This is a genomic window from Allorhizobium sp. NPDC080224 (assembly GCF_050281005.1).
Lineage (GTDB): Bacteria > Pseudomonadota > Alphaproteobacteria > Rhizobiales > Rhizobiaceae > Allorhizobium.
Map to the genome: position 1 here is coordinate 2,068,844 of NZ_JBNNWJ010000001.1, position 20,948 is coordinate 2,089,791.

At 61.9% G+C, this 20,948-nt stretch carries 22 protein-coding genes and 1 tRNA gene; 9 read left to right on the forward strand and 14 right to left on the reverse strand.

Annotated elements, in window-relative coordinates; all coding sequences use genetic code 11:
• Positions 1-4 precede the first annotated feature (4 nt).
• From glmU to pcsA, 7 genes are all read right to left on the reverse strand, one after another.
• A complete protein-coding gene (gene glmU / locus ACQKP1_RS10380) occupies positions 5-1,366 on the reverse strand; it encodes a bifunctional UDP-N-acetylglucosamine diphosphorylase/glucosamine-1-phosphate N-acetyltransferase GlmU (RefSeq protein ID WP_427275156.1) in 1,362 nt (453 codons plus the stop codon).
• 70 nt (positions 1,367-1,436) lie between these two features.
• On the reverse strand, positions 1,437-2,189 hold the full coding sequence (locus ACQKP1_RS10385; RefSeq protein ID WP_427275157.1) for a FadR/GntR family transcriptional regulator: 753 nt from the start codon (positions 2,187-2,189) through the stop codon (positions 1,437-1,439).
• A 147-nt stretch (positions 2,190-2,336) separates the two neighbouring features.
• A complete protein-coding gene (locus ACQKP1_RS10390; RefSeq protein ID WP_427275158.1) occupies positions 2,337-3,410 on the reverse strand; it encodes a BMP family ABC transporter substrate-binding protein in 1,074 nt (357 codons plus the stop codon).
• Positions 3,411-3,450: 40 nt separating this feature from the next.
• Complete coding sequence (locus ACQKP1_RS10395) at positions 3,451-4,371, reverse strand: ABC transporter permease (RefSeq protein ID WP_427276434.1); 921 nt, start codon at positions 4,369-4,371, stop codon at positions 3,451-3,453.
• The gene (locus ACQKP1_RS10400) at positions 4,368-5,459 is read right to left on the reverse strand and encodes an ABC transporter permease (RefSeq protein WP_427275159.1); all 1,092 of its coding nucleotides are present in this window, start codon (positions 5,457-5,459) and stop codon (positions 4,368-4,370) included. Before ACQKP1_RS10400 ends, ACQKP1_RS10395 begins: the two co-directional genes overlap by 4 nt.
• Positions 5,449-7,044, reverse strand: a complete 1,596-nt coding sequence (locus ACQKP1_RS10405; protein ID WP_427276435.1) for an ABC transporter ATP-binding protein — start codon at positions 7,042-7,044, stop codon at positions 5,449-5,451. Before ACQKP1_RS10405 ends, ACQKP1_RS10400 begins: the two co-directional genes overlap by 11 nt.
• A gap of 116 nt (positions 7,045-7,160) precedes the next feature.
• Complete coding sequence (pcsA, locus tag ACQKP1_RS10410) at positions 7,161-7,889, reverse strand: phosphatidylcholine synthase (RefSeq protein WP_203016194.1); 729 nt, start codon at positions 7,887-7,889, stop codon at positions 7,161-7,163.
• Positions 7,890-8,077: 188 nt separating this feature from the next.
• On the opposite strand from pcsA, the gene ACQKP1_RS10415 reads away from it, so the two are divergent.
• Entirely contained in the window at positions 8,078-9,283 is a 1,206-nt protein-coding gene (locus ACQKP1_RS10415) for a UbiH/UbiF family hydroxylase (protein WP_427275160.1), read from the forward strand.
• Here the strand turns inward: ACQKP1_RS10415 and ACQKP1_RS10420 are convergent.
• Positions 9,260-10,222 (reverse strand): AEC family transporter, encoded by a 963-nt coding sequence (locus ACQKP1_RS10420; RefSeq protein ID WP_427275161.1) that lies wholly within the window; start codon positions 10,220-10,222, stop codon positions 9,260-9,262. The two genes, ACQKP1_RS10415 and ACQKP1_RS10420, sit on opposite strands and share 24 nt — an antisense overlap.
• A gap of 42 nt (positions 10,223-10,264) precedes the next feature.
• Positions 10,265-11,011 carry a cytochrome c biogenesis CcdA family protein gene (locus tag ACQKP1_RS10425; RefSeq protein WP_054151323.1) on the reverse strand — a complete coding sequence of 249 codons (747 nt, stop codon included), beginning with the start codon at positions 11,009-11,011 and terminating at the stop codon, positions 10,265-10,267.
• 183 nt (positions 11,012-11,194) lie between these two features.
• On the opposite strand from ACQKP1_RS10425, the gene ACQKP1_RS10430 reads away from it, so the two are divergent.
• The 6 genes from ACQKP1_RS10430 (at position 11,195) to ACQKP1_RS10455 (ending at position 15,713) form a co-directional block, all read left to right on the forward strand.
• A tRNA-Lys gene (locus ACQKP1_RS10430) sits at positions 11,195-11,270 on the forward strand.
• An 86-nt stretch (positions 11,271-11,356) separates the two neighbouring features.
• Positions 11,357-11,722, forward strand: coding sequence for a hypothetical protein (locus ACQKP1_RS10435; protein WP_203016197.1), 366 nt, complete (start codon positions 11,357-11,359; stop codon positions 11,720-11,722).
• Positions 11,723-12,031: 309 nt separating this feature from the next.
• Positions 12,032-13,330: an efflux RND transporter periplasmic adaptor subunit gene (locus tag ACQKP1_RS10440; protein WP_427276436.1), complete on the forward strand. Its 1,299-nt coding sequence runs from the start codon at positions 12,032-12,034 to the stop codon at positions 13,328-13,330.
• Between the two features lie 8 nt (positions 13,331-13,338).
• Positions 13,339-14,055: an ABC transporter ATP-binding protein gene (locus ACQKP1_RS10445; protein WP_427275162.1), complete on the forward strand. Its 717-nt coding sequence runs from the start codon at positions 13,339-13,341 to the stop codon at positions 14,053-14,055.
• Positions 14,045-15,250 (forward strand): ABC transporter permease, encoded by a 1,206-nt coding sequence (locus tag ACQKP1_RS10450; RefSeq protein WP_427275163.1) that lies wholly within the window; start codon positions 14,045-14,047, stop codon positions 15,248-15,250. The genes ACQKP1_RS10445 and ACQKP1_RS10450 overlap by 11 nt, the downstream gene beginning before the upstream one ends.
• Before the next feature lie 121 nt (positions 15,251-15,371).
• A complete protein-coding gene (locus tag ACQKP1_RS10455; protein WP_203016200.1) occupies positions 15,372-15,713 on the forward strand; it encodes a hypothetical protein in 342 nt (113 codons plus the stop codon).
• Positions 15,714-15,721: 8 nt separating this feature from the next.
• On the opposite strand, the gene ACQKP1_RS10460 is transcribed toward ACQKP1_RS10455, so the two are convergent.
• From ACQKP1_RS10460 to ACQKP1_RS10470, 3 genes are all read right to left on the reverse strand, one after another.
• Complete coding sequence (locus tag ACQKP1_RS10460) at positions 15,722-16,465, reverse strand: phosphodiester glycosidase family protein (protein WP_427275164.1); 744 nt, start codon at positions 16,463-16,465, stop codon at positions 15,722-15,724.
• 94 nt (positions 16,466-16,559) lie between these two features.
• Positions 16,560-17,264 (reverse strand): ferredoxin, encoded by a 705-nt coding sequence (locus ACQKP1_RS10465; RefSeq protein WP_427275165.1) that lies wholly within the window; start codon positions 17,262-17,264, stop codon positions 16,560-16,562.
• A 98-nt stretch (positions 17,265-17,362) separates the two neighbouring features.
• Positions 17,363-18,928, reverse strand: coding sequence for a trimethylamine methyltransferase family protein (locus ACQKP1_RS10470; RefSeq protein ID WP_427276437.1), 1,566 nt, complete (start codon positions 18,926-18,928; stop codon positions 17,363-17,365).
• A gap of 270 nt (positions 18,929-19,198) precedes the next feature.
• Here ACQKP1_RS10470 and ACQKP1_RS10475 point away from each other — a divergent pair, with 270 nt between their 5' ends.
• Positions 19,199-19,900 carry a corrinoid protein gene (locus ACQKP1_RS10475; protein WP_203016208.1) on the forward strand — a complete coding sequence of 234 codons (702 nt, stop codon included), beginning with the start codon at positions 19,199-19,201 and terminating at the stop codon, positions 19,898-19,900.
• A 26-nt stretch (positions 19,901-19,926) separates the two neighbouring features.
• Here ACQKP1_RS10475 and ACQKP1_RS10480 read toward each other — a convergent pair whose 3' ends face one another.
• Both ACQKP1_RS10480 and ACQKP1_RS10485 read right to left on the reverse strand, forming a co-directional pair.
• The gene (locus tag ACQKP1_RS10480; protein WP_281435254.1) at positions 19,927-20,061 is read right to left on the reverse strand and encodes a hypothetical protein; all 135 of its coding nucleotides are present in this window, start codon (positions 20,059-20,061) and stop codon (positions 19,927-19,929) included.
• A 53-nt stretch (positions 20,062-20,114) separates the two neighbouring features.
• Entirely contained in the window at positions 20,115-20,276 is a 162-nt protein-coding gene (locus tag ACQKP1_RS10485; RefSeq protein ID WP_203016209.1) for an entericidin, read from the reverse strand.
• Between the two features lie 38 nt (positions 20,277-20,314).
• On the opposite strand from ACQKP1_RS10485, the gene ACQKP1_RS10490 reads away from it, so the two are divergent.
• The gene (locus tag ACQKP1_RS10490) at positions 20,315-20,941 is read left to right on the forward strand and encodes a DUF1638 domain-containing protein (RefSeq protein ID WP_427275166.1); all 627 of its coding nucleotides are present in this window, start codon (positions 20,315-20,317) and stop codon (positions 20,939-20,941) included.
• Positions 20,942-20,948 lie beyond the last annotated feature (7 nt).

Consider the following 20,948-nt stretch of genomic DNA (forward strand, 5'->3'; position numbering starts at 1 on the left):
CGTATTACTTGCCGGCCTTCTTCGCAGCCTTGATTGCGAGGTTACGTTCGCGGATCACAGCAGCGCGGCCCGGCTTCACCTCCTGGCGAGCACGGCCGAAGGCGAGTGCATCGGCGGGCACGTCCTCGGTGATGACGCTGCCGGACGCGATGAGCGCGCCATCGCCGATCTTCACCGGGGCGACGAGGGACGAATTCGAGCCGATAAAGGCCCCGGCACCGATATGCGTCTCGTGCTTGTTCACGCCGTCATAATTGCAGGTGATGGTGCCGGCACCGATATTGGTCTCGGCGCCAACGACAGCGTCGCCGATATAGGTCAGGTGATTGACCTTGGCGCCACGGCCGATCTCGGCCTTCTTCACTTCGCAGAAATTGCCGACCTTGGAACCTTCGGCGAGATTTGCACCGGGACGCAGGCGAGCAAAGGGCCCGACGGTCGCACCGGCGGAAACGTGGGCGCCTTCGAGATGCGAGAAGGCATGGATGACAGCGCCGCCCTCAACGGTGACGCCGGGCCCGAAGACGACATTGGGCTCGATCAGCGCATCCTGGCCGATGACAGTGTCGTGGCTCACAAACACCGTTTCCGGTGCGATCATCGTCACGCCCGAAACCATCAGTTCATGACGGCGGCGCTCCTGCCAGAGACGCTCGATGACAGCGAGTTCGGCGCGATTGTTGCAGCCGGTGAGTTCACTTTCCGGCGCGTCGACAGCAACTGCCTTGCCGCCAAGCGACCGCGCGATCTCGACGAGATCGGTCAGGTAGTATTCACCCTTGGCGTTCTGGTTGCCGATCCGGGAGAGCAGATCGAGCGCCTTCTTACCATCGATCGCCATCAGTCCGCTGTTGCACCAGGTGACGGCACGTTCGGCCTCGGTCGCATCCTTTTCCTCGCGGATGGCGACCAGCTCGCCATCTTCGACCAGCAAGCGGCCATAGCCGGTCGGATTGGCCGTATGAAAACCGATGACGGCCACGTCAGCACCGCTAGCGAGTGCGTCGCGCGCAGCTTTCAGCGGTGCGGCAGTGATCAGCGGAACATCGCCATAGGCAACGAGAATTTCGTCATAACCGCGGGCAATCGCCTCCTTGGCCATCAGAACGGCATGCCCCGTGCCAAGGCGCTCGGTCTGCAACACGCCTTCGACTGCAAGCCCCTCGATCGACGCGGCTTTCTCAACCTTTTCTGCATCGCGACCGAGAACCAGCGAGAACTCCGAGACGCCGGAGGCGGCAATCGATGCCATGACATGGGCAATCATCGGACGCCCACCCACCGGATGCAGCACCTTCGACATCGACGACTTCATGCGGGTGCTGTCACCAGCAGCGAGGACGACGGCGAGACAGGTGCGGTTCATGGATGGCTCCGAGCTGAGAATGGCGCTTCTCACTAATACCAGCGGGTGCTGCCCGCAAGTGTTGCGAGAACTAGCCGCGCTTCTGGGAACTGTCGACCGCCTTCAACGCTGCGGCACGCCCCTGCTCGATCGCCCGTTCGGTGGCCGATTTCGCAGCCTCGGGATCACGCTGCTCGATCGCATCAACGATCGCCAGATGCAGCTCCGTGATAGCCTCCCCGCGACCAGCGAGCTGCGGATCGAACGCCATGGTGAAGGCACCATCGAGTGAGGCCTTGATGAAACCCACCATGCTTTCGAGAAATGGGTTAGCCCCGACGACGGTCAGAAGGACATGGAAGCGCAGATCCGCCTCAACCTGACTTGGCCAGTCGAGCTCGTTGGAACCAAGCTGCATGGCGTAGTGACGCAATTCGGCACAGTCCTCGGGCGAAGCGCGCAGCGCCGCAAAGGCAGCCGATGCCGGCTCCAGCACCAGGCGGACATCATAGAGATGATCGATAAATTCGTGGGTGACGCCGGTTCGGAAATGCCATCGCAGCACGTCTTCATCGACGAGGTTCCAGTGACAGCGGTCGGTCACCCGTGTGCCGACACGCGATTTGGCAACCACCAGACCCTTGGCGGTCAGGGTCTTCATCGCCTCGCGAAGCACGGACCGCGACACATCGAACTGGGCTTCCAGTTCAGCATCCCCAGGCAAGGCTTCGCCTATGCCAAATCGCCCCCCGACGATCGCAAGGCCGAGTTGCTCGACCACCTTCGCGTGGCTCGTCCGAAGATTGGAAACGACCTTCAGTTCCCGAACATCTTCCTTCCGCATCCTGCCTCACACCCTGACTTACTGCTGGGTTTGTTATACGAAAGGCAAATGCGGGTGAAGGCGCTATCTGAGTATTCCTGCAATTTTCGGAACTCTAAACAAGAGAGAGCGCCCTAAGGCGCTCTCTCCATTTGCGTTCTTCGCAGTTTACTGCGGCAGCTTGTCGTCCACACCTTCGATGTAGAAGTTCATGCCGAGAATGGTGCCGTCATCAGCCGACTCACCTTCCGCCAACCAGGCCGAACCGTCCTGCTTGTTGATCGGGCCGGTGAAGGGCTTGAGTTCACCGGACTTGATCTTGGCTTCGGTGTCCATCGCCATGGCCTTCACGTCGTCGGGCATGTTGGTGTAGGGCGCCATCGACAGAATGCCGTCGACAAGACCGTCGAAGGTCTGGGCGGAAGTCCAGGTGCCGTCGATCACAGCCTGGGTGCGCTTGATGTAGTAAGGCGCCCAGGTGTCGACGATGGCGCTCAGCTGCGCAGTCGGGCCGGCGGCGATCATGTCGGAGGCCTGACCGAAAGCCTTGAGGCCACGCTCTTCGGCAACCTGCATCGGAGCCGTGGTGTCGGTATGCTGGGTCAGAACGTCAACGCCCTGGTCGAACAGAGCCTTGGCGGCATCGGCTTCCTTGCCCGGGTCGAACCAGGTGTTGACCCAGATGACCTTCAGCTTGAACTCGGGGTTCACCGTGCGGGCGCCGTGCAGGAAGGCGTTGATGCCGGCGACGACTTCCGGGATCGGGAAGGAGGCGATGTAACCGGCAACGCCGGTCTTCGACATCTTGCCGGCGATCTGACCGTTGATGAAGCGGCCTTCATAGAAGCGCGAATTGTAGGTCGCGACATTGTCTGCCGTCTTGTAGCCGGTTGCATGCTCGAACTTCACGTCCGGAAACTTCTCGGCAACCTTGAGGGTCGCATCCATGAAGCCGAAGGAGGTCGTGAAGACCAGGGCGCAGCCGGAACGGGCCATGCGCTCGATGGCGCGCTCGGCATCCGGGCCTTCCGGAACGTTTTCGAGGTAAGGCGTTTCGATCTTGTCGCCGAAATGCTCCTGCAGCTGCTGGCGGCCGATATCGTGCGCCTGGGTCCAGCCGCCGTCGGTCTTCGAGCCGACATGGACGAAGCAGACCTTCGTCTTGTCCTGGGCAGCGGCGGGTGCCGCGACGCCAACGATGGCGGCGGCCGAAGCGGCAAGCGCGAGGAGGATAGTCTTCATGGTGTACCCCTGTCTGGTTAGGTTGAAGCTTTTGTTTTGATTATCTATCCGGCACGAACGGCTTGCCGAGGCAGGCCGGCGTGTTGATCAGCGTCGTGCGGCGATTATGGGAGATTATGATCAGCACGACAATGGTCGCCGCATAGGGCAGCGCGGACAGAAACTGCGAGGGCAGGCCGATGCCAAGGGCCTGCGCATGCAGCTGCCCGATGGTGACGGCGCCGAAGAGATAGCCGCCGGCAAGCACCCGCCAGGGACGCCAGGCGGCGAAGACGACGAGGGCGAGCGCGATCCAGCCGCGGCCGGCGGACATGTTCTCGACCCATTGCGGCGTATAGACGAGCGACAGCTGCGCACCGGCAAGACCGGCACAGGCGCCGCCGAACATCACCGCCAGATAGCGTGTCCGGATTACGGGAAGTCCGAGCGTATGGGCCGAGCCATGGCTGTCGCCGATGGCGCGCAGTTTGAGGCCCGAGCGGCTCTTGAACAGATACCAGTTCACCCCGGCGACCAGTGCGATCGACATGTAGAAGAAGATGTCCTGAGCGAACAGGACGCGGCCAATCAGTGGCAGGTCGGACAAGAGCGGAATGACGATCGGCTGCATCTTCACGCCGGGAACACCGACGACGCTTTCGCCGACCATGCCGGAAACACCGAGACCGAGAATGGTGAGCGCCAAACCTGTCGCCACCTGATTGGCGACCAGCGTGAGCGTCAGGAACCCGAACAACAGCGAAAAGATCGCGCCGGTCGCGATTCCCGCGAGAACGCCGATATAGGGCGAGCCGGTCATGTTGGTCGCAATGAAGGCGCAGACCGCGCCGATGATCATCATGCCTTCGACGCCGAGGTTCAGCACGCCTGAACGCTCGGCCACGAGTTCGCCCATGGCGGCGATCACCAGCGGTGTCGAGGCGGTGATGATGGTGAGAAGGATGGCCTCGAACATGATCAGGCCCCCTTCGTCGCGGCATTGCGGGCACGGTCGAAGACGATCCGCACCTTGTAGAGAATGAGCGTGTCACAGGAGAGCACGAAGAACAGCAAGAGCCCCTGGAAGACGCGGGTCACCTTGTCCGAAACACCGATCGACAGTTGCGCGCCCTCGCCGCCCAGATAGGTCAGCGCCAGCACGAAGCCAGAGGCGATGATGCCGAGCGGATTGAGACGGCCGAGAAAGGCAACGATGATCGCTGTAAAGCCGTAGCCCGGTGAAATCGTCGGCTGTAGGTGACCGATCGAGCCAGATACTTCCGAAATCCCGGCAAGACCTGCCAGCGCGCCGGAAAACATCATCGAGAACCAGACCATCTTGCGCGAGGAGAAGCCGGCAAAGCGCCCTGCCCGTTCCGATTGCCCGAGCACCACGACCTGAAAGCCCTTCAGCGTGTAGCGCATCATGAACCAGACGGCGACGGCTGCAACCAGCGCAAAGATGATGCCGAGATGGGCGCGGCCCGACGACAGGATTTCCGGCAATACGGCCTCCGAGACGAAGGAACGCGACTGCGGGAAATTATAGCCGGCCGGGTCCTTCCAGATGCCGCGGGTCAGCCAGTCGAGGAGCAACTGCGCGATATAGACCAGCATCAGGCTGGTCAGGATTTCATTCGTGTTGAAGCGGGTCTTCAACAGCGCCGGGATCGCGGCATAGGCAGCCCCGCCGAGCGCGCCCATGATGATCATCAGCGGCAGAAGCAGCGGCGAGTTCCATTCGTAGAATGTGATCGGCAGGATCGAGCCGACGATGGCCCCGACGATGAACTGCCCTTCGGCGCCGATATTCCAGTTGTTCGAGCGATAACAGACCGACAGGCCGACACCGATCAGGATCAGGGGCGCGGCCTTCACCGCAAGCTCGTGCAGCGACCAGACCTCGAGCAGCGGCTCGATGAAGAAGCTGAAGAGTGCCGAGACCGGGTCCTTGCCAAGCATCGCAAACATGATGCCGCCGAAGAAGACGGTTAGCGCCAGCGCCAGTAGAGGCGAGACGATGGCAAACAGGCTGGACTGACGCGACCGGCGTTCAAGTTCAATGCGCATGGGCCGCCTCCGGGGCAGTGGTCAGGCCATGGACGCCACCCATCAGGATACCGATGCGTTCGCGGGTCATGGTCGAGGCGGGATAGGCGTCGGACAGCTTGCCTTCCGAAATGGCGGCAATCGAGGTTGCCACTTCGAAAATCTCGTCGAGATCCTGGCTGATGACGACGACAGCCGAGCCCGACTTGGCGAGATCGACGAGCGCCTGGCGAATGCGGCTTGCAGCGCCTGCATCGACACCCCAGGTGGGCTGGTTGACGACCAGAACAGAAGGCTGGCGGTCGAGTTCACGACCGACGATGAATTTCTGCAGATTGCCACCCGAGAGTGAACCGGCTGCTGGATCCTCACCGCTCTTGCGCACATCCATCATCTCGGAGATGCGGCGCGCCGCCTGCTGCACCAGGCCATGGCGTATAAGGCCGATCTTGCCGCCCGCGAGATAGGCCGAACGGTCGGATGCATTGCGCGACAGAAAGAGGTTTTCCGACAGGCTCATCGCGGGGATCGCCGCATGGCCGTGGCGCTCTTCCGGCACGAAGCCGGCACCGAGCAGCCGGCGTTCGTTGATCCCGAGGCGACCGACGGGCTTGCCGCGCAGGCGGATTGCTTCGGGATTGGGCACCACATACTCGCCGGAAAGCGCATCGAAGAGTTCGCTCTGACCGTTGCCGGCGACCCCGGCAATGGCAAGGATCTCGCCGGCCTTGACGGTCATCGACACATTTTTGAGCGCCATGGCAAACGGTGTCCGAGCACTGACCGAGAGAGCGCTCACCTGCAATTGTACGGCACCATCCGTGGGCGGCTCGACCTTCTCAACACCGGCGACATCGGCGCCCACCATCATGCGGGCAAGCGAAGCCGGCGTTTCCTGTCGCGGGTCGCAGGCGCCCGTCACCTTGCCGTGACGGAGCACGGTGGCGCGATCGCAGATGCGCTGCACTTCCTCAAGGCGATGGCTGATGTAGAGGACCGAACGCCCCTCCGCCTTCAGCTTGAACAGGGTCTCGAACAGCTTGTCGGCTTCCTGCGGCGTCAGCACCGAGGTCGGCTCGTCGAGGATGATCAGTTTGGGGTTCTGGAGGAGCGCGCGGACGATCTCGATGCGCTGGCGCTCACCGACCGAGAGATCGGCGACATGGGCATTCGGATCGAGCGGCAGTCCATAGGCGACGGAAAGCTCGGCCGCCTTCTTGGAAAGCTCGGAGATCGAGATTTTTTCGTCGAGCGACAGCGCGATGTTTTCGGCGACCGTCAGCGCTTCGAAAAGCGAAAAATGCTGGAAGACCATGCCGATGCCGAGACGCCGGGCTGCGGCAGGATTGGGGATGACCTGGTCTTGCCCCTCCCATCCGATCGTGCCGGCGGACGGCGCGAGAATGCCGAACAGCATTTTGACGAGGGTCGATTTGCCGGCACCGTTCTCGCCGAGTAGAGCGTGGATCTCGCCATGGCCAATGTCGAGGTCGATCTCGTCGCAGGCCTTGAAGCTGCCGAACAGCTTCGTCAGCCCCCGCACGGTCAAAAGCGGCTTTTCGCCCTCGGGCGGTTGTTGCGGCACAGGTCCCCCTTGCACTCTCATGCGCATCGGCCAGGTCTTGCGCCCGGTCCATCGCTCAATTCATAACCGGTTTGCGGCAGCGCACAATATATAGGCAAAAGTTTTTTTTGGTTTTGCCCAGCTGCGTCAGGAGGGCGTCAGCCCCGGCGACCAAGACCGGGGAAAAGCTGCATCACGCCACCGATCACGTAAAGGTAGAGTCCGGAGACAATCATGCCAATGACAACCCATTGCGGCGATTCGAAATGCAGCAGAAGGGCGTAGCCACCAAAGGCGCACCAGAGCAGAAACACGGCCATGTTGAATGGCCGCAGGCGCTGGACGCGCACGGGGTGCAGGAAGTTGATCGGCAAGAAGGTGAGCACGACCGATGCCAGCACCGCGACTAAGGCCGTGGTTGCGCTCGCGTCGATCACGAACAGGGTGAAGATCAGCATGTTCCAGACGACGGGGAAGCCGGAAAAGAAGTATTCGTCCGTCTTCATGCCCATGTCGGCATAATAGATGGCGCTCGACACCACGATCAGTCCGGCGGCAACGAATGACCAGGGCTCGCCGATCATGCCGCTCTGATAGAGTGCAAAGGCCGGCAGAAGCACATAGGTGACATAGTCGATGATGTTGTCGAGCGTATCGCCGGACCAGTTCGGCAGGACTTCCTTGACGCGCATCTTGCGGGCGATGGGACCGTCGATACCGTCCACGAGCAGCGCAAGCCCCAGCCACCAGAACATGTCGACGAAGCGGTGTTCCGCTGCCGCAACGACACCGAGAAAGGCGAGGAAGGATCCGGAAGCGGTGAGCATATGAACCGAAAAGGCACGGATCTCGGCATAGGGCACACGCTTGTAATTGAAGATCTTCATCCCTGCTCCAGTCGGCGGCACTTCGGAGGAAACGGTATCGGACGAAATGACGCGCATTGCAACACAAGTGGCGGTCTATGCCCGGATTTCGCCCGGAACCCGCTTGGCACATGCGCCATTTCGGCCCATGGATTTTACCGTGCGGCGGCTCTAAATAGCGTCACAACATGCCAATTGGGACCTTCACCATGAGCCACGAATTCGACATTGCCGTGATTGGCGCCGGCCCCGCCGGACAGATTGCCGCCCTCGCCATGGCCCGTGGCGGTCGCCGTGTCGTTCTTGTCGGCCCGCAGCCGGACGGCTCTGACAGGCGGACCACCGCGCTCATGGATCAGTCGCTGGCCATGATCGAACGCCTCGGCCTCTGGCAGGATCTGAAGGAAACAGCAGCCGCCCTCACCGTCATGCAGATCATCGACGGCACGCGGCGGCTCCTGCGGGCGCCGACGGTCGCATTCCGGAGTGCGGAAATCGGGCTCGACGCCTTCGGTTACAACATCCCGAATTCCGCGCTGCTCGAAACGCTGGCAAAGGCGGTAGCAAGCGAACCGCTGATCACCCGCCGCGCCTCGTCCGCCGAGAGCATCCATATCGGCGCGGATGCAGTCACCATCGGCATCCAGTGCGAAGAGGCAATCACCGCCGGCTTTGCGATTGGTGCCGATGGTCGCCGCTCCAAGACGCGCCAAAGTGCAAGCGTCGGCGTCAAGACTTGGTCCTACCCGCAGACAGCCGTGGTGATGAACTTCATCCACAGTCTGCCGCACCAGAACATCTCGACAGAGTTCCACACCGAATCGGGCCCCTTCACCCAGGTCCCCCTGCCCGGCCTGCGTTCGAGCCTCGTCTGGGTCCTGCCCCCACAGGAAGCCGACAGGATGATCTCGCTGTCACCCGATCAGCTCTCGGCCGAAGTCGAGGCACGCATGCAGTCCATGTTGGGCAAGGTCCAGGTGGAGGACGGCGTCCAGGCCTGGCCGCTGTCGGGCATGACGGCCCGTCAGTACGGCAAGGGCCGCGCCGCCTTCATCGGCGAAGCCGGCCATGCCTTCCCGCCGATCGGCGCCCAGGGCCTGAACCTCAGCCTGCGCGACATCGCAGCCCTGGAAGACATTCTGCTCGACCCCAGCTCTTCGCCGATTGCGGCGGACGCGGGCGACCGCTTCGACCGCAAGCGACGCCTCGATATTGCAAGCCGCACGGCAAGCGTCGATCTTCTCAACCGATCGCTGCTCTCGGGCCTGCTGCCCGTCCAGATGATGCGCGCTGCCGGCCTCCAGGTGCTGGCAAGCGTTGCCCCACTGCGCAATCTCGTCATGCAGGAAGGCGTCGCGCCAGGGCGTGGACTGAGGAACCTGCCGTCATTGTTACGGGAAAAGGTCCGCCGGTAGATAACCCTGGGTGATGGCAAACAAGAGCGCCGACACCGAGAACACCGAAATGACAGTGGTGATCAGGATTGTGGCAGATGCCCTCTCCTGCCAAACCCCGTATTGCTGGCCGATGACGAAGACATTGGTCGCCGTCGGCAGCGAGGCGAGCAGCACCGCCGTATAGACCCACAGCGGGTCGAAGTTTCCGACGAAACTCAGGACGACATAAACCAGGATCGGATGCAGAACGAGCTTGATCGGCACGATGTAGCCGATCTCGGCGGGAATGCGCTTGAGCGGCCGCAGCGCAAGCGTCACGCCCATGGCAAAGAGAGCGCAAGGCGCCGCTGCCTGGGCCAGGTAGTCGATCAGCCGTTGCAGCGCGAGCGGCGGCTCGAAGGCAAAGGCGGCAGCGACGAAACCAACGAGTGTCGCGATAATGAACGGATGCGTCAGGATCTTCCTGGCCACATCGAGCGCCAGTTGCGCCGGCGGCCGCTTGTCGCCACCGGCAAAGGCCATCATGGCCGGGGCAACCATGAAATGGACAGCGTTTTCGAAGCAGAACACCAGCGCGACCGGAACGGCAGCCTTTTCACCGAAGGCGAGCAGCGCCAGGCCCGGCCCCATATAACCGATGTTGCCATAAGCGCCGGCAAGCGCCTGGACGGTCGATTCAGCGATGTTGTTACCGCGAACATAGCGGCCGATCACGAAGACCAGGACAAAGATCGAATAGGTGGCCGCAAGGCAGGCCGCGATGAAGTCGATGCGCGTCAGCTGTTCGATCGGCGTGCGCGAGACGAGCTTGAAGAACAGCGCCGGCAGCGTGACGTAAATAACGAAGAAGTTGAGCCAGCCGAGCGCCTGGGCGGAATGGTCGCCAAGCTTTCCCGACACGTAACCGATCAGGATCAGGCCGAAAAACGGCAAGACCAGCGCGATGATATCCGCCATGGCTCACTTCCCCCCGAACGCGATAATGCGTTCAAACGGGACTTAGCCGATTTGCGACAGGATTGGAAAGGTCTGCTGAAACCAGATCGCCATGTCGGAGACGTAACCGAAGATGAAGGCGAGCCCTGTCAGAACGAGCAGCCCGCCCATGGCTTTCTCCACCACGCCCAGATGCCGGCGGAAGCGCGTCAGGAACCGCATGAAGGCGCCCGAGAAGCCGGCCGCGATCCAGAAGGGCACAGCAAGCCCAAGCGAATAGATCGCCAGCAGCAGCGCACCATCCCCGACCGTCTCCTTCGAGGCCGCCACCCCGAGGATGGCGCCCAACACCGGGCCGATGCAGGGCGTCCAACCAAAGGCGAAAGCCAGACCCATCACATAGGCGCCCGAAAGCGTTGCGGGCTTTCCGCCGCCTGCGAATCGATATTCCGAAGACAGAAGCCCGAGGCGGAAGACGCCGAGGAAATTCAGACCCATAATGATGATGATCACGCCGCCGATCTTGGACAAGAGATCCATGTGCTGGCGCAAAAGCCCGCCAATCGTCGAGGCACCGGCGCCGAGCGCCACGAAGACGGTGGCAAAACCGAGCGTGAACACAAGCGCGGTCAACATCACCGTCCGGCGGGCGGCTGCATTTTCAGCTTGGGCTCCGTCGCGGAACTGATCGACCGAAATACCGGCCATATAGCAGAGATAGGGCGGAACCAGCGGCAGCACGCAGGGCGAAAGGAACGACAGGGCTCCGGCCAGAAGCGCGCTGAAAAAGGAAATATCGGCAATCGACACTGTGAACTCCGGAACCCGAACCGGCCCTTCCTAATCCCGTAACCCCGTGCTTGCCAATCACCATTGCGTAGCCTGCGACAACAGGACTGAATTTTGCTGCCGAAACTGCATTTTTGCGGTTGACCGACCGGGGTCACCTGCCTATGTTCCGCGCACTTCTTGAGGCGGCGCAAAACCGCACGGGAGAGCGTAGCTCAGCCGGTAGAGCAACTGACTTTTAATCAGTAGGTCCAGGGTTCGAACCCCTGCGCTCTCACCACAAAACACTCAGTATCAGTCAAGAATTTGTGCCGAGAGACCATGTAGGCATAAAGGCGGGATTACTCAGGGCTCCGAAGGAGCGAGATGGCAGACTACAGAGAAATCTCGCAGGCTTACGCTCAAAGCGGTATCAATGCCGGTTTCATTCTAAACGGCGGTGCAGCTGTGGCCTGCCTCAGCCAATTCGCTGATCTGTATCCCTTGGAGCTTCTCGACAAGTTCACAGTCGGCATGCTCGCGTGGGCAGGCGGAGTCTTTCTTGCAGCTTTGGTCTGGGCGATAGCGTTTGTGTCGGCCCGATACGTAGACAAGGCCGACGACGAATCTAACCAGCAGCACATTGAAACTTCGAACAAGTGGATGTTCGCCGGATTGATTCTGGTCTTGATGTCGTACGTATGTTTTGTTGGTGGCGTGATTTCAATCGCACTTCAGTTCGACGCTTTCTGATATGGTTCTCGCGACTAGCTGATGCAGTCAAAGTTGAGCAATAAGACCCAGCTACCTTTCAAATCGCGTTAGTCGGAAAAGGGGTTATGCCTATTCTGTCCAAACGGTCACGGCCAATGATCCCATTTCATGCCGTCGCACTGCCAGGTATCTGCGGCTTTGGTCCTTTCCCTCCCCCCAACCTTACCAATGTTTCACTGTCCTTTCCGCCGCGAAAGTCTATCTGCATAGCCAAGGGAACCATTGTGCCGCTTGACCCCGATCAAGGGCGACGGCCCGGGCTTGGGCCATGGTCCCGGCATGATGAAAATGCAGTGTGAGGGAGCAGACGTGAGCGACGACGTAAAACCGGAGAACTCGGCCGAAGCCGAGGAGCTGAAAGCGCTCCTGGCCAATGCCGCACGGCCAAAGCGACGCTGGGGTCTGCGGCTTCTTGTCCTCGTCGCGCTTGCTGGTCTCGGCTACGGCGCCTATCTCTGGTCGGCCGGCGGCACGACGGTGAGCTATACGACGTCGGAGCTGAAACCTGGCAATCTGACTGTCATTGTCACCGCCACCGGATCGGTCGAACCCACCGTCCAGGTCGACGTGTCCTCGGAACAATCGGGCACCGTGCGGGAGGTACTCGTCGACTACAACAGCGAGGTGAAGAAGGGCGACGTTCTCGCCCGCCTCGACACCGACAAGCTGAATGCCGATCTGAAAGCCAAGGAGGCGGCGCTCGCCTCCTCCCGCGCCGCCGTGTCGAAAGCCCGCGCCGACGAGCAATCCGCCAAGTCCAGGCTCGACCGGCTGACGGCGCTCGTCTCCAGCCGCGTCTCCACCCAGCAGGATCTGGACACCGCCGAGTTCACCTATCAGGCAGCATCCGCCGCCCGCGAAAGCGCCGAAGCCGATGTCATTGCGGCAGAAGCCGCGCTCGAGCAGGCAAAGCTGTCGCTTTCGAAGGCAACCATCGCCTCGCCGATCGACGGAATCGTTCTGTCGCGCAATGTCGATCCCGGCGCAACGGTGGCAGCCTCGCTGGAGGCACCCACACTCTTCACCATCGCCGGCGATCTCCGGGAGATGGAGCTGCAAGTCTCGATCGACGAGGCGGATGTCGGCCAGGTCGCCGTCGGCCAGGCCGCCACCTTCACGGTCGACGCCTTCCCCGAACAGCGCTTTCCGGCCGAGATCACCTCGATCCGCTATGCGGCCGAAACGGTGAACGACGTCGTCACCTACAAGGGCATCCTGTCGGTCGCCAATGACGAATTGCTGTTGCGCCAGGGCATGACGGCGACGGCCGATATCGTCGTTCAGTCGGTCGAGAACGGCCTGCTGATCCCCAATGCCGCCCTGCGCTACTCGCCCCCGGCCACGCAGACCGAGACCTCCGAAGGTGGCAGCGGCGTCTTCAGCCTGTTTCGCCCGCCCCGCATGGCGCCCGCCAGCGCGCCGGAGCCGAGGGGCAGCGAACGCACCATCTGGCTGTTGCGCGATGGCCAGCCGGTCGCCGTCAACATCGAGATCGGTTCTTCCGACGGGCAGAATACGGTGATCGTCACGGGCGATGTGAAGGAAGGCGACCGGGTGATCACCGATCAAACGGTTCGAAACGGTTGAGGCACAGGATGGCAGTGGCCCCACTCATCGAGTTTCGCCAGATCTCCCGCGTCTACGGCCGCGGCGAAGCGACCATCCGCGCGCTGGACCGGGTCGACCTGACGATCGATCGGCATGAATTCGTCGCGATCATGGGCCCGTCCGGCTCCGGCAAATCGACGGCCATGAACATCCTCGGCTGCCTGGATGTGCCGACCTCCGGCCAGTACCTCTTTCAGGGCATCGACACCACGGGCTTCGACCGCGCGCAATATACGTTGCTTCGTCGTCACATGCTCGGCTTCGTCTTTCAGGGTTTCAACCTCCTCGCCCGCACCTCGGCCGTCGAAAATGTCGAGCTGCCCCTGGTCTATCGTGGCATGGATGCCCGTGAACGGCGAACCCGCGCCTTGACCGCGCTGTCGCAGGTGGGTCTCGCCGGCCGTGAAAACCACACGACCCAGGAACTCTCCGGCGGCCAGCAGCAACGCGTTGCCATTGCCCGGGCGATCGTCACCAGCCCTTCCGTGCTCCTGGCCGACGAGCCGACCGGCAATCTCGACACGAAGACCAGCCGCGAGATCATGGAACTGATCACCGGCCTCAACCGCGACCATGGGATCACGGTCATCATGGTCACCCACGAAGACGATATTGCAGCCTATGCCAAGCGCACATTGCGTTTCGTCGATGGCCACATCCAGTCCGACAGCCTGACCGCGAAGGAGACGGCCGATGTTCGGTGAAACCCTGAAGCTCGCGCTCCGCGCCATCCGCCGCAATCTCCTGCGCTCCTTCCTCACTGTGCTTGGCGTCGTCATCGGTGTCGCCGCCGTCATCGCCATGGTGACCATCGGCAATGGCACGACGGCTCAGGTGACGACGGAAATCTCCAAGCTCGGCACCAATCTTCTCTTCGTCCGCCCCGGCCAGTTCGGCCCCGGCCGCGCCGCGACCGATGCCAAGAAGTTCACCATCCGCGACCTTGACGCAATCCGCGAGCAGATCCCGGGCCTGCGCGCCGTGGCCGCCATCAACCAGTCCAGCCAGACGGTGGTCTTCAGCGGCCAGAGCCGGCAAACGACGATCATCGGTTCGGGTAACGATTATCTCGTGGCCCAGAACTGGGAACTCGCCTCCGGCCGCAGTTTTCTGCCATCGGAAGAGCGCGGCGGACAGGCCGTCTGTCTGATCGGCGAGACTGTGCGTTCCAGGCTGTTCGGCTCGACCCCTGCCGTCGACCAGACCATCCGCGTCGGCAATGTCGCCTGCCAGGTGATCGGCCTTCTCGACAAGAAGGGCCAGAGCGGCATGGGCAGCGACCAGGACGATGTCGTGATGATGCCGCTCAAGGTCTTCCAGCGCCGCATCGGCGGCTCGACGGATATTTCCAGCATCATGCTCTCGGCCGAAGACGGCGTATCCACGGCAAAGGTCCAGGCGGATGTGGAACGACTGCTGCGCGAGCGCCGCAAGATTATTGCGGGTCGCGACGATGATTTCACCGTCAACGACATGACCCAGATGGCAGCGACACTCACCGGCACCACGACCCTGATGACGGGCCTGCTCGGCGCGGTCGCCGCAGTCTCCCTGCTCGTCGGTGGCATCGGCATCATGAACATCATGCTGGTCTCGGTCACCGAGCGCACCCGCGAGATCGGAATCCGGCTGGCGATCGGCGCCGTGGAGCGCCAGGTGCTGATGCAGTTTCTCGTCGAAGCGGTGACGCTCTCCGTCTTCGGCGGCGTGGTCGGCATCGCGCTTGGCCTCGCCATCGCCTATACGGCCGTCACGCTGATGTCCGTGCCCTTTGTCGCGAGCCCCTCGATCATCCTGCTCGCCTTCGCCTTTTCTGCCGCAATCGGCATGGTCTTCGGCTATTTCCCCGCCCGCCGCGCCGCGCAGATGAACCCGATCGACGCACTCCGCCACGAGTGACGGCCGGTCCGGAACTACGGGACCAGCTTGGGGCAAACTTGGCATGCTGTAGCTTGATCTAATGGACGCTTGGCCCGGCTATGCGTGCATGAGTAGTTTGACCAGCAGAGGGAGTAAGCCCATGTCCGCCTTTCCGGACCGCGACACCGTCGCCGCCAAGATCGCCTCGATGCAGGAGCCCGACCAGGCTTTCCTGAAGCTCCTGTTCGAGAACCCGGCCCAGGACGATGCCTTGCTCGACGGCCTTTATCTCTATCTCGACATCGCCTCCGAAGGGAAATTCTTGAACTCCCTGAAGCTGGAGCGCAATGGCGAGTGGATCGGTGAGCATGCCCCGGCGCGCCTGCAGATCCGCCTGATGGAAGCCGCTCGCTCCAGCCAGCATCCGGCTTTCGCTGCCTTCCGCACCGGCCTCAACCGTTCCGGCGGACTCGAGCGCGCCTATCCCAAAGCGGCGGTCTGACGACCGTCTCACTGCGGGATCGGCATGCTGACCGAAAGGATCGGCCCCATCGGAAAGAGCCGGTCCATCCGCTTCTCTTCGGCGATGAACACGCTCGAAATCGTGCCGTCGAGATAGAGTGCGTTGGCGCAACCGAGCCTGTCGCGAAACAGTCGGGCGAAGTCGTAAAACCGGACCGGCACCCGCGACACCACCATGTGCACGTGCCCCTCGGCATCGACGCCGACGCCGTTGCGGATCTTGAAGCTGTCGCTATCAGCCAGGAAACGCGGATGCAGTTCTCCGTCAATGACCAGCATCGGTCCGGACTGGGTGCCGAAGTCAGGCGTCAATCCACTGGCGACGAAGGCCTTCGTCTCCATCACCGACGCCTTGCCATCCGTCATCAGGAAAACACCGTTCGGCAGCAGGTGAAAATTCCCCCATCCACCACCGGTAACAGCCGGTTTCAGCACCTTGCCATATTCGGCGAAATAGCCGACCGGCGATAGGTCGTTGTGATACATGCCGGCATTCATCGCAAATGTCAGGACGCGCCGTTCGGCCCAGAGTTGGCGCCGGAGTTTCGCGAAGCCGCCATAGGCTTTGCCGTCGGGCCCGGACAGATGCAGCCGTATGTCCTCCCGACCCGGATCGAATCGGCAGGCGAGATAACGGGCATCCCCGTCGATGACGTCCGCGCAGGCGGCCTGCGCCAGCGACGGCAGGGTCGAGCCGATCAGCAGACCTAGAATGGAGAGAAATTTTCGCACGCAGGCCCCTTGTTCGTGAGCGCGCTTCTTGGCCGCTAATCCCGGCAATGTGAAGGCCGCTCCCGCGAAAATTCCGAAGACCGGGCCAGACCCGTCAACCCGGCAACATCAGCGCCTGCATGTGAAAGCGCAGCTGAGAATCCGGATAGCGATACCCGACCCCGATCGGACAGGCATTGCGGGCGAGACAGCCTGACACCATGCAACCGCCCTGCCCTTGCGGCGTCGCCAGATGCGCGCGGCACGCCGCGACATCGAACCCATCCAGCGAGATCGCGCCGGCAGGGCACGCCGTCAGACAGGGCTTTTCGACACAGGTCTCGCAGGGATGCAGTGCTGTCACAGCCTGCTCCTCTTGGGCCTCGTCCCAGGTCCGGAACAGCAGTGCCCCGCGATAACTGTGCCAGAGACCGCATCGCGGATGGATCAGGATGCCGAGCGGCGAGGGTTTCAGCCCTTCGGCTCGCATCGCCCAACGCTGAAAGGGTTGGTAAGGCGCCTCTGACGGATAACGGGCTTCAGCCCCGACTTCATTGGCGACCTGATCGATCACCATCTTCGACCAGCGATCGAGCGGATCGGCACCACCGTGATCGGCTTGCGCCATTCGCCAGCGCTCGAAATGCGGCCACATCGTTGCGCCCGCAACGCCGATGAGCACAACGGCGGCGGCTGGCGTGCCGTCCCCCAGCATCGGCGCCTCGGCCGCCACCCCGAACTGAACGAGACCACGACAGGAAAGCCCCTGCTCGGCGAACCGCGCATCGAGTACCGCCACAACGGATGAAGGGCCGCTCATCGCGGCCCCTCGATCTTGTAATGGGGTCGCCAGACCTCCTCCTGGATCATGTCGGCAACCCTGCTGGCTCCGCCTTGCTCCCTGGCAACGGGACCCTTTCAGGTGAAGGCGTCGGGCATCGAGTTCTTGCGGCTGGCGATGAACGCCAGCAAGGCCTCGTCGATGTCAGGATCGAGCGCCGGCGCCTCGTAACTGTCGAGCCACGAGCGGCACAGCGCATTGGCGCGATCCTCGATCCGCTTGCGACCTTCGATTTCCCACTGCTCGAAGGAATTGTTGTCGGCGAGTGCAGAACGATAGAAGGCCGTCTGGAAATTCGCCTGCGTGTGAGCGCAGCCGAGATAGTGCGCACCCGGTCCCACTTCCCGAATAGCATCCATCGCCTGCCCGTCTTCGGTCAGATCGACGCCTTGCGCCATCTTCTGCATCATGCCGAGCTGATCCTGGTCGATCATGAACTTCTCGTAGCAGGCGGCCAGACCACCCTCGAGCCAGCCGGCTGCGTGCAGGACGAAGTTCGCACCGGCGAGCAGCGTCATGTTGAGCGTATTCGCACTCTCGTGGGCTGCCTGCGCATCCGGAACCTTAGACGCACAGAGCGAGCCGCCGGTACGGAAGGGCAGACCCATGCGTCGCGCGAGCTGTGCGGCCCCATAGGACACCAGCGCCGGCTCCGGCGTACCGAAGGTCGGCGCACCCGACTGCATCGAGATCGAAGCGGCGAATGTGCCGAAAAGAACCGGCGCACCCGGACGGATGAGCTGGGTGAACGAGGCACCCGCCAGCACTTCCGCCAGGATCTGCGTGAGCGTACCCGCAACCGTGACCGGGCTCATGGCACCGGAGAGGATGAAGGGCGAGATGACCGAAGCCTGACCGTGACGGGCATAGACCTTGGCCGCGCCGAGCATCGTCTCGTCGAAGACCATCGGCGAGTTGGCGTTGATCAGGTTGAGCATGACGCAATTGTTTTCGACGAAATCGTCGCCGAAGACGAGCTTGGCCATGGCCACCGAATCTTCCGCCCGTTCCGGTGCCGTCACCGACCCCATGAACGGCTTGTCGGAATACTTGATATGGCTGTAGACCATGTCGAGGTGACGCTTGTTCACCGGAATATCAACCGGTTCGCAGACCGTACCACCCGAGGAATGCATCGACGGCGCCATATAGGCGAGCTTCACGAAATTGCGGAAATCCTCAAGCGTCGCATAGCGGCGATTGCCTTCCAGGTCGCGCACGAAGGGCGAACCATAAACCGGGGCAAAGACCGTGGCATTGCCACCGATCCGAACGCTGCGCTCCGGATTGCGCGCATGCCAGGTGAATTCGGAAGGAGCGGACTTCAGCAGTTCGCGGCAAAGTCCCTTGGGGAAATGCACCCGCTCCCCACGCACATCGGCGCCGGCCTGTCTCCAGAGCTCCAGCGCTTCGGCGTCTTCACGGAATTCGATGCCGATCTCTTCGAGAACCGTATCGGCATTGCGCTCGATCAGCTCGAGGCCTTCTTCGTCCAGCACCTCATAGGTGCGGATCTTGCGGGTGATGTAGGGCATCGCCGGGCCGGCACCGCCGCCGCTGCGCGATGCTCTGCGGGCCGCAGCCCCCCGTCCTTCGCCGCGTTGGCGGCGGCCTGCGCCCGGTTCTGCCGTGATCTCGTCCATGTCTGCTTCCTCGCTCGAGCGCTCGTCCGCGCTGCTTCTCTCCTCCATTATGCTATTCCAATCCGCATGTGAAACCATCCTTAATGCGCCAAGCGCTTGCGTCTCACAGACATCGCATTTCCATCGGCTGGTCTCACACCGTCGCTTTTCAGGGTAGACACGTCGTAATCGAAAAGAGTTTTTCACGAACTTGAGGTTTAACTTTCGATCGGGCAGTCTCATGTCCGGCGCGACCGGAATCGCGTTTGAAAAGAAGCGGGAAGCACCACCATGGCCGAAGACGACATCATTCTTTCCGAACTCTCCGATGAAGAGCTCGTGCAGCAGATGCATGACGACCTTTATGACGGCCTCAAGGAAGAGATCGAGGAAGCGACACAGATTCTTCTCGAGCGCGGCTGGGCGCCCTATGACATCCTCACCCAGGCGCTCGTCGAAGGCATGCGCATCGTCGGCATCGACTTCCGCGACGGCATCCTCTTCGTGCCGGAAGTGCTGCTGTCCGCCAACGCCATGAAATCAGGCATGACGATCTTGCGCCCACTTCTCGCCGCCACCGGCGCCCCGAAGCAGGGCAAGATGGTGATCGGCACCGTCAAGGGCGACATCCACGACATCGGCAAGAACCTTGTCGGCATGATGATGGAAGGGGCCGGCTTCGACGTCATCGACCTCGGCATCAACAATCCGGTCGAAAACTATCTGGAAGCACTGGAGCGCGAGAAGCCGGACATTCTCGGCATGTCCGCACTTTTGACCACGACCATGCCCTATATGAAGGTCGTCATCGACACGATGAAGGAAAAGGGCATTCGCGACGATTACGTCGTGCTCGTCGGCGGTGCGCCGCTCAACGAGGAGTTCGGCAAGGCCGTCGGTGCCGATGCCTATTGCCGCGATGCGGCGGTGGCCGTCGAAACGGCAAAGGAATTTATCAGCCGCAAGCACAACAGCATGGGCGCCCGCGCCTGAGATGTCTGAAAGCAGCGAAGCCGGCCCTAAAGGCCGGCTTCTATATAGGATGATCCCTGCGGCGCGGTCGCAAGGCTCTGCCAGGCGACATGCCCCCCGGCATACAGGATGGCCGCCATCATGTAGATGGCACTGGCCTTGGCGATCGTGGTGAGCGTCATGCTCCCTCTCCTGTGGAAATTGCGTCCGGTGCGACGTCCCCGCACCCTTAGAATTATCGGGCTGCTGCACCCTCGACGCGGCCAGCCGCATCCTGGGTAGCGTTGACCGTATTGGCGGCATCCTGGCCGACACCGCGGATCGTGTTGCCACACGACGAGAGCGCGAAGACGGTAAGAACGAGGGCTGCGCCGGCTGTCAGTTTTTTCGACATCATGTTGATGTACCTTCTGTCTGGGTGACGAGTGAATTGCGATGGAACAACGCGGCAAATCAAAAAAGGTTCACGTGATTGCGTGCGGAGCGATCGCGCGTGAAATCCTGGCGGTGAAGGCGCTGAATGGCCTCGATCATCTGACGCTGGAATGCCTGCCGGCCATCTGGCATGTGTGGCCTGAACGGATCGCCCCGGCGCTGCGCGAAAAGATCGCGGAAGCCCAGTCAGCCGGCCATGACAACATCTTCATCGGCTATGCCGAATGCGGCACTCAAGGGGAGGTCGACAAGATCTGTCGCGAGGAGGGCATCGAGCGCCTGTCTGGCCCTCACTGTTATGCCTTCTTTACCGGCACCGAAAAATTCCTCGCCGAATGTGAGGCTGAATTCACGGCCTTCTACCTCACGGACCTGATCACCCGGCAGTTCGAAGCCTTCGTCATCGAACCGTTGAAGCTAGATCGCCACCCCGAACTGCGCGACATGGTTTTCGGCAATTACACGAAGATCGTCTATCTCGCTCAGACGGAAGACGCCGAACTCCAGGCCAAGGCGAAATGGGCAGCCGACTATCTGAAGCTGGACTACGAGTACCGCTTCACCGGCTATGGCGACTTGCAGCCGGAACTGGTTGCGGCAGCACTGAGCGCCGCACCGGGCGCCTGATCATCTC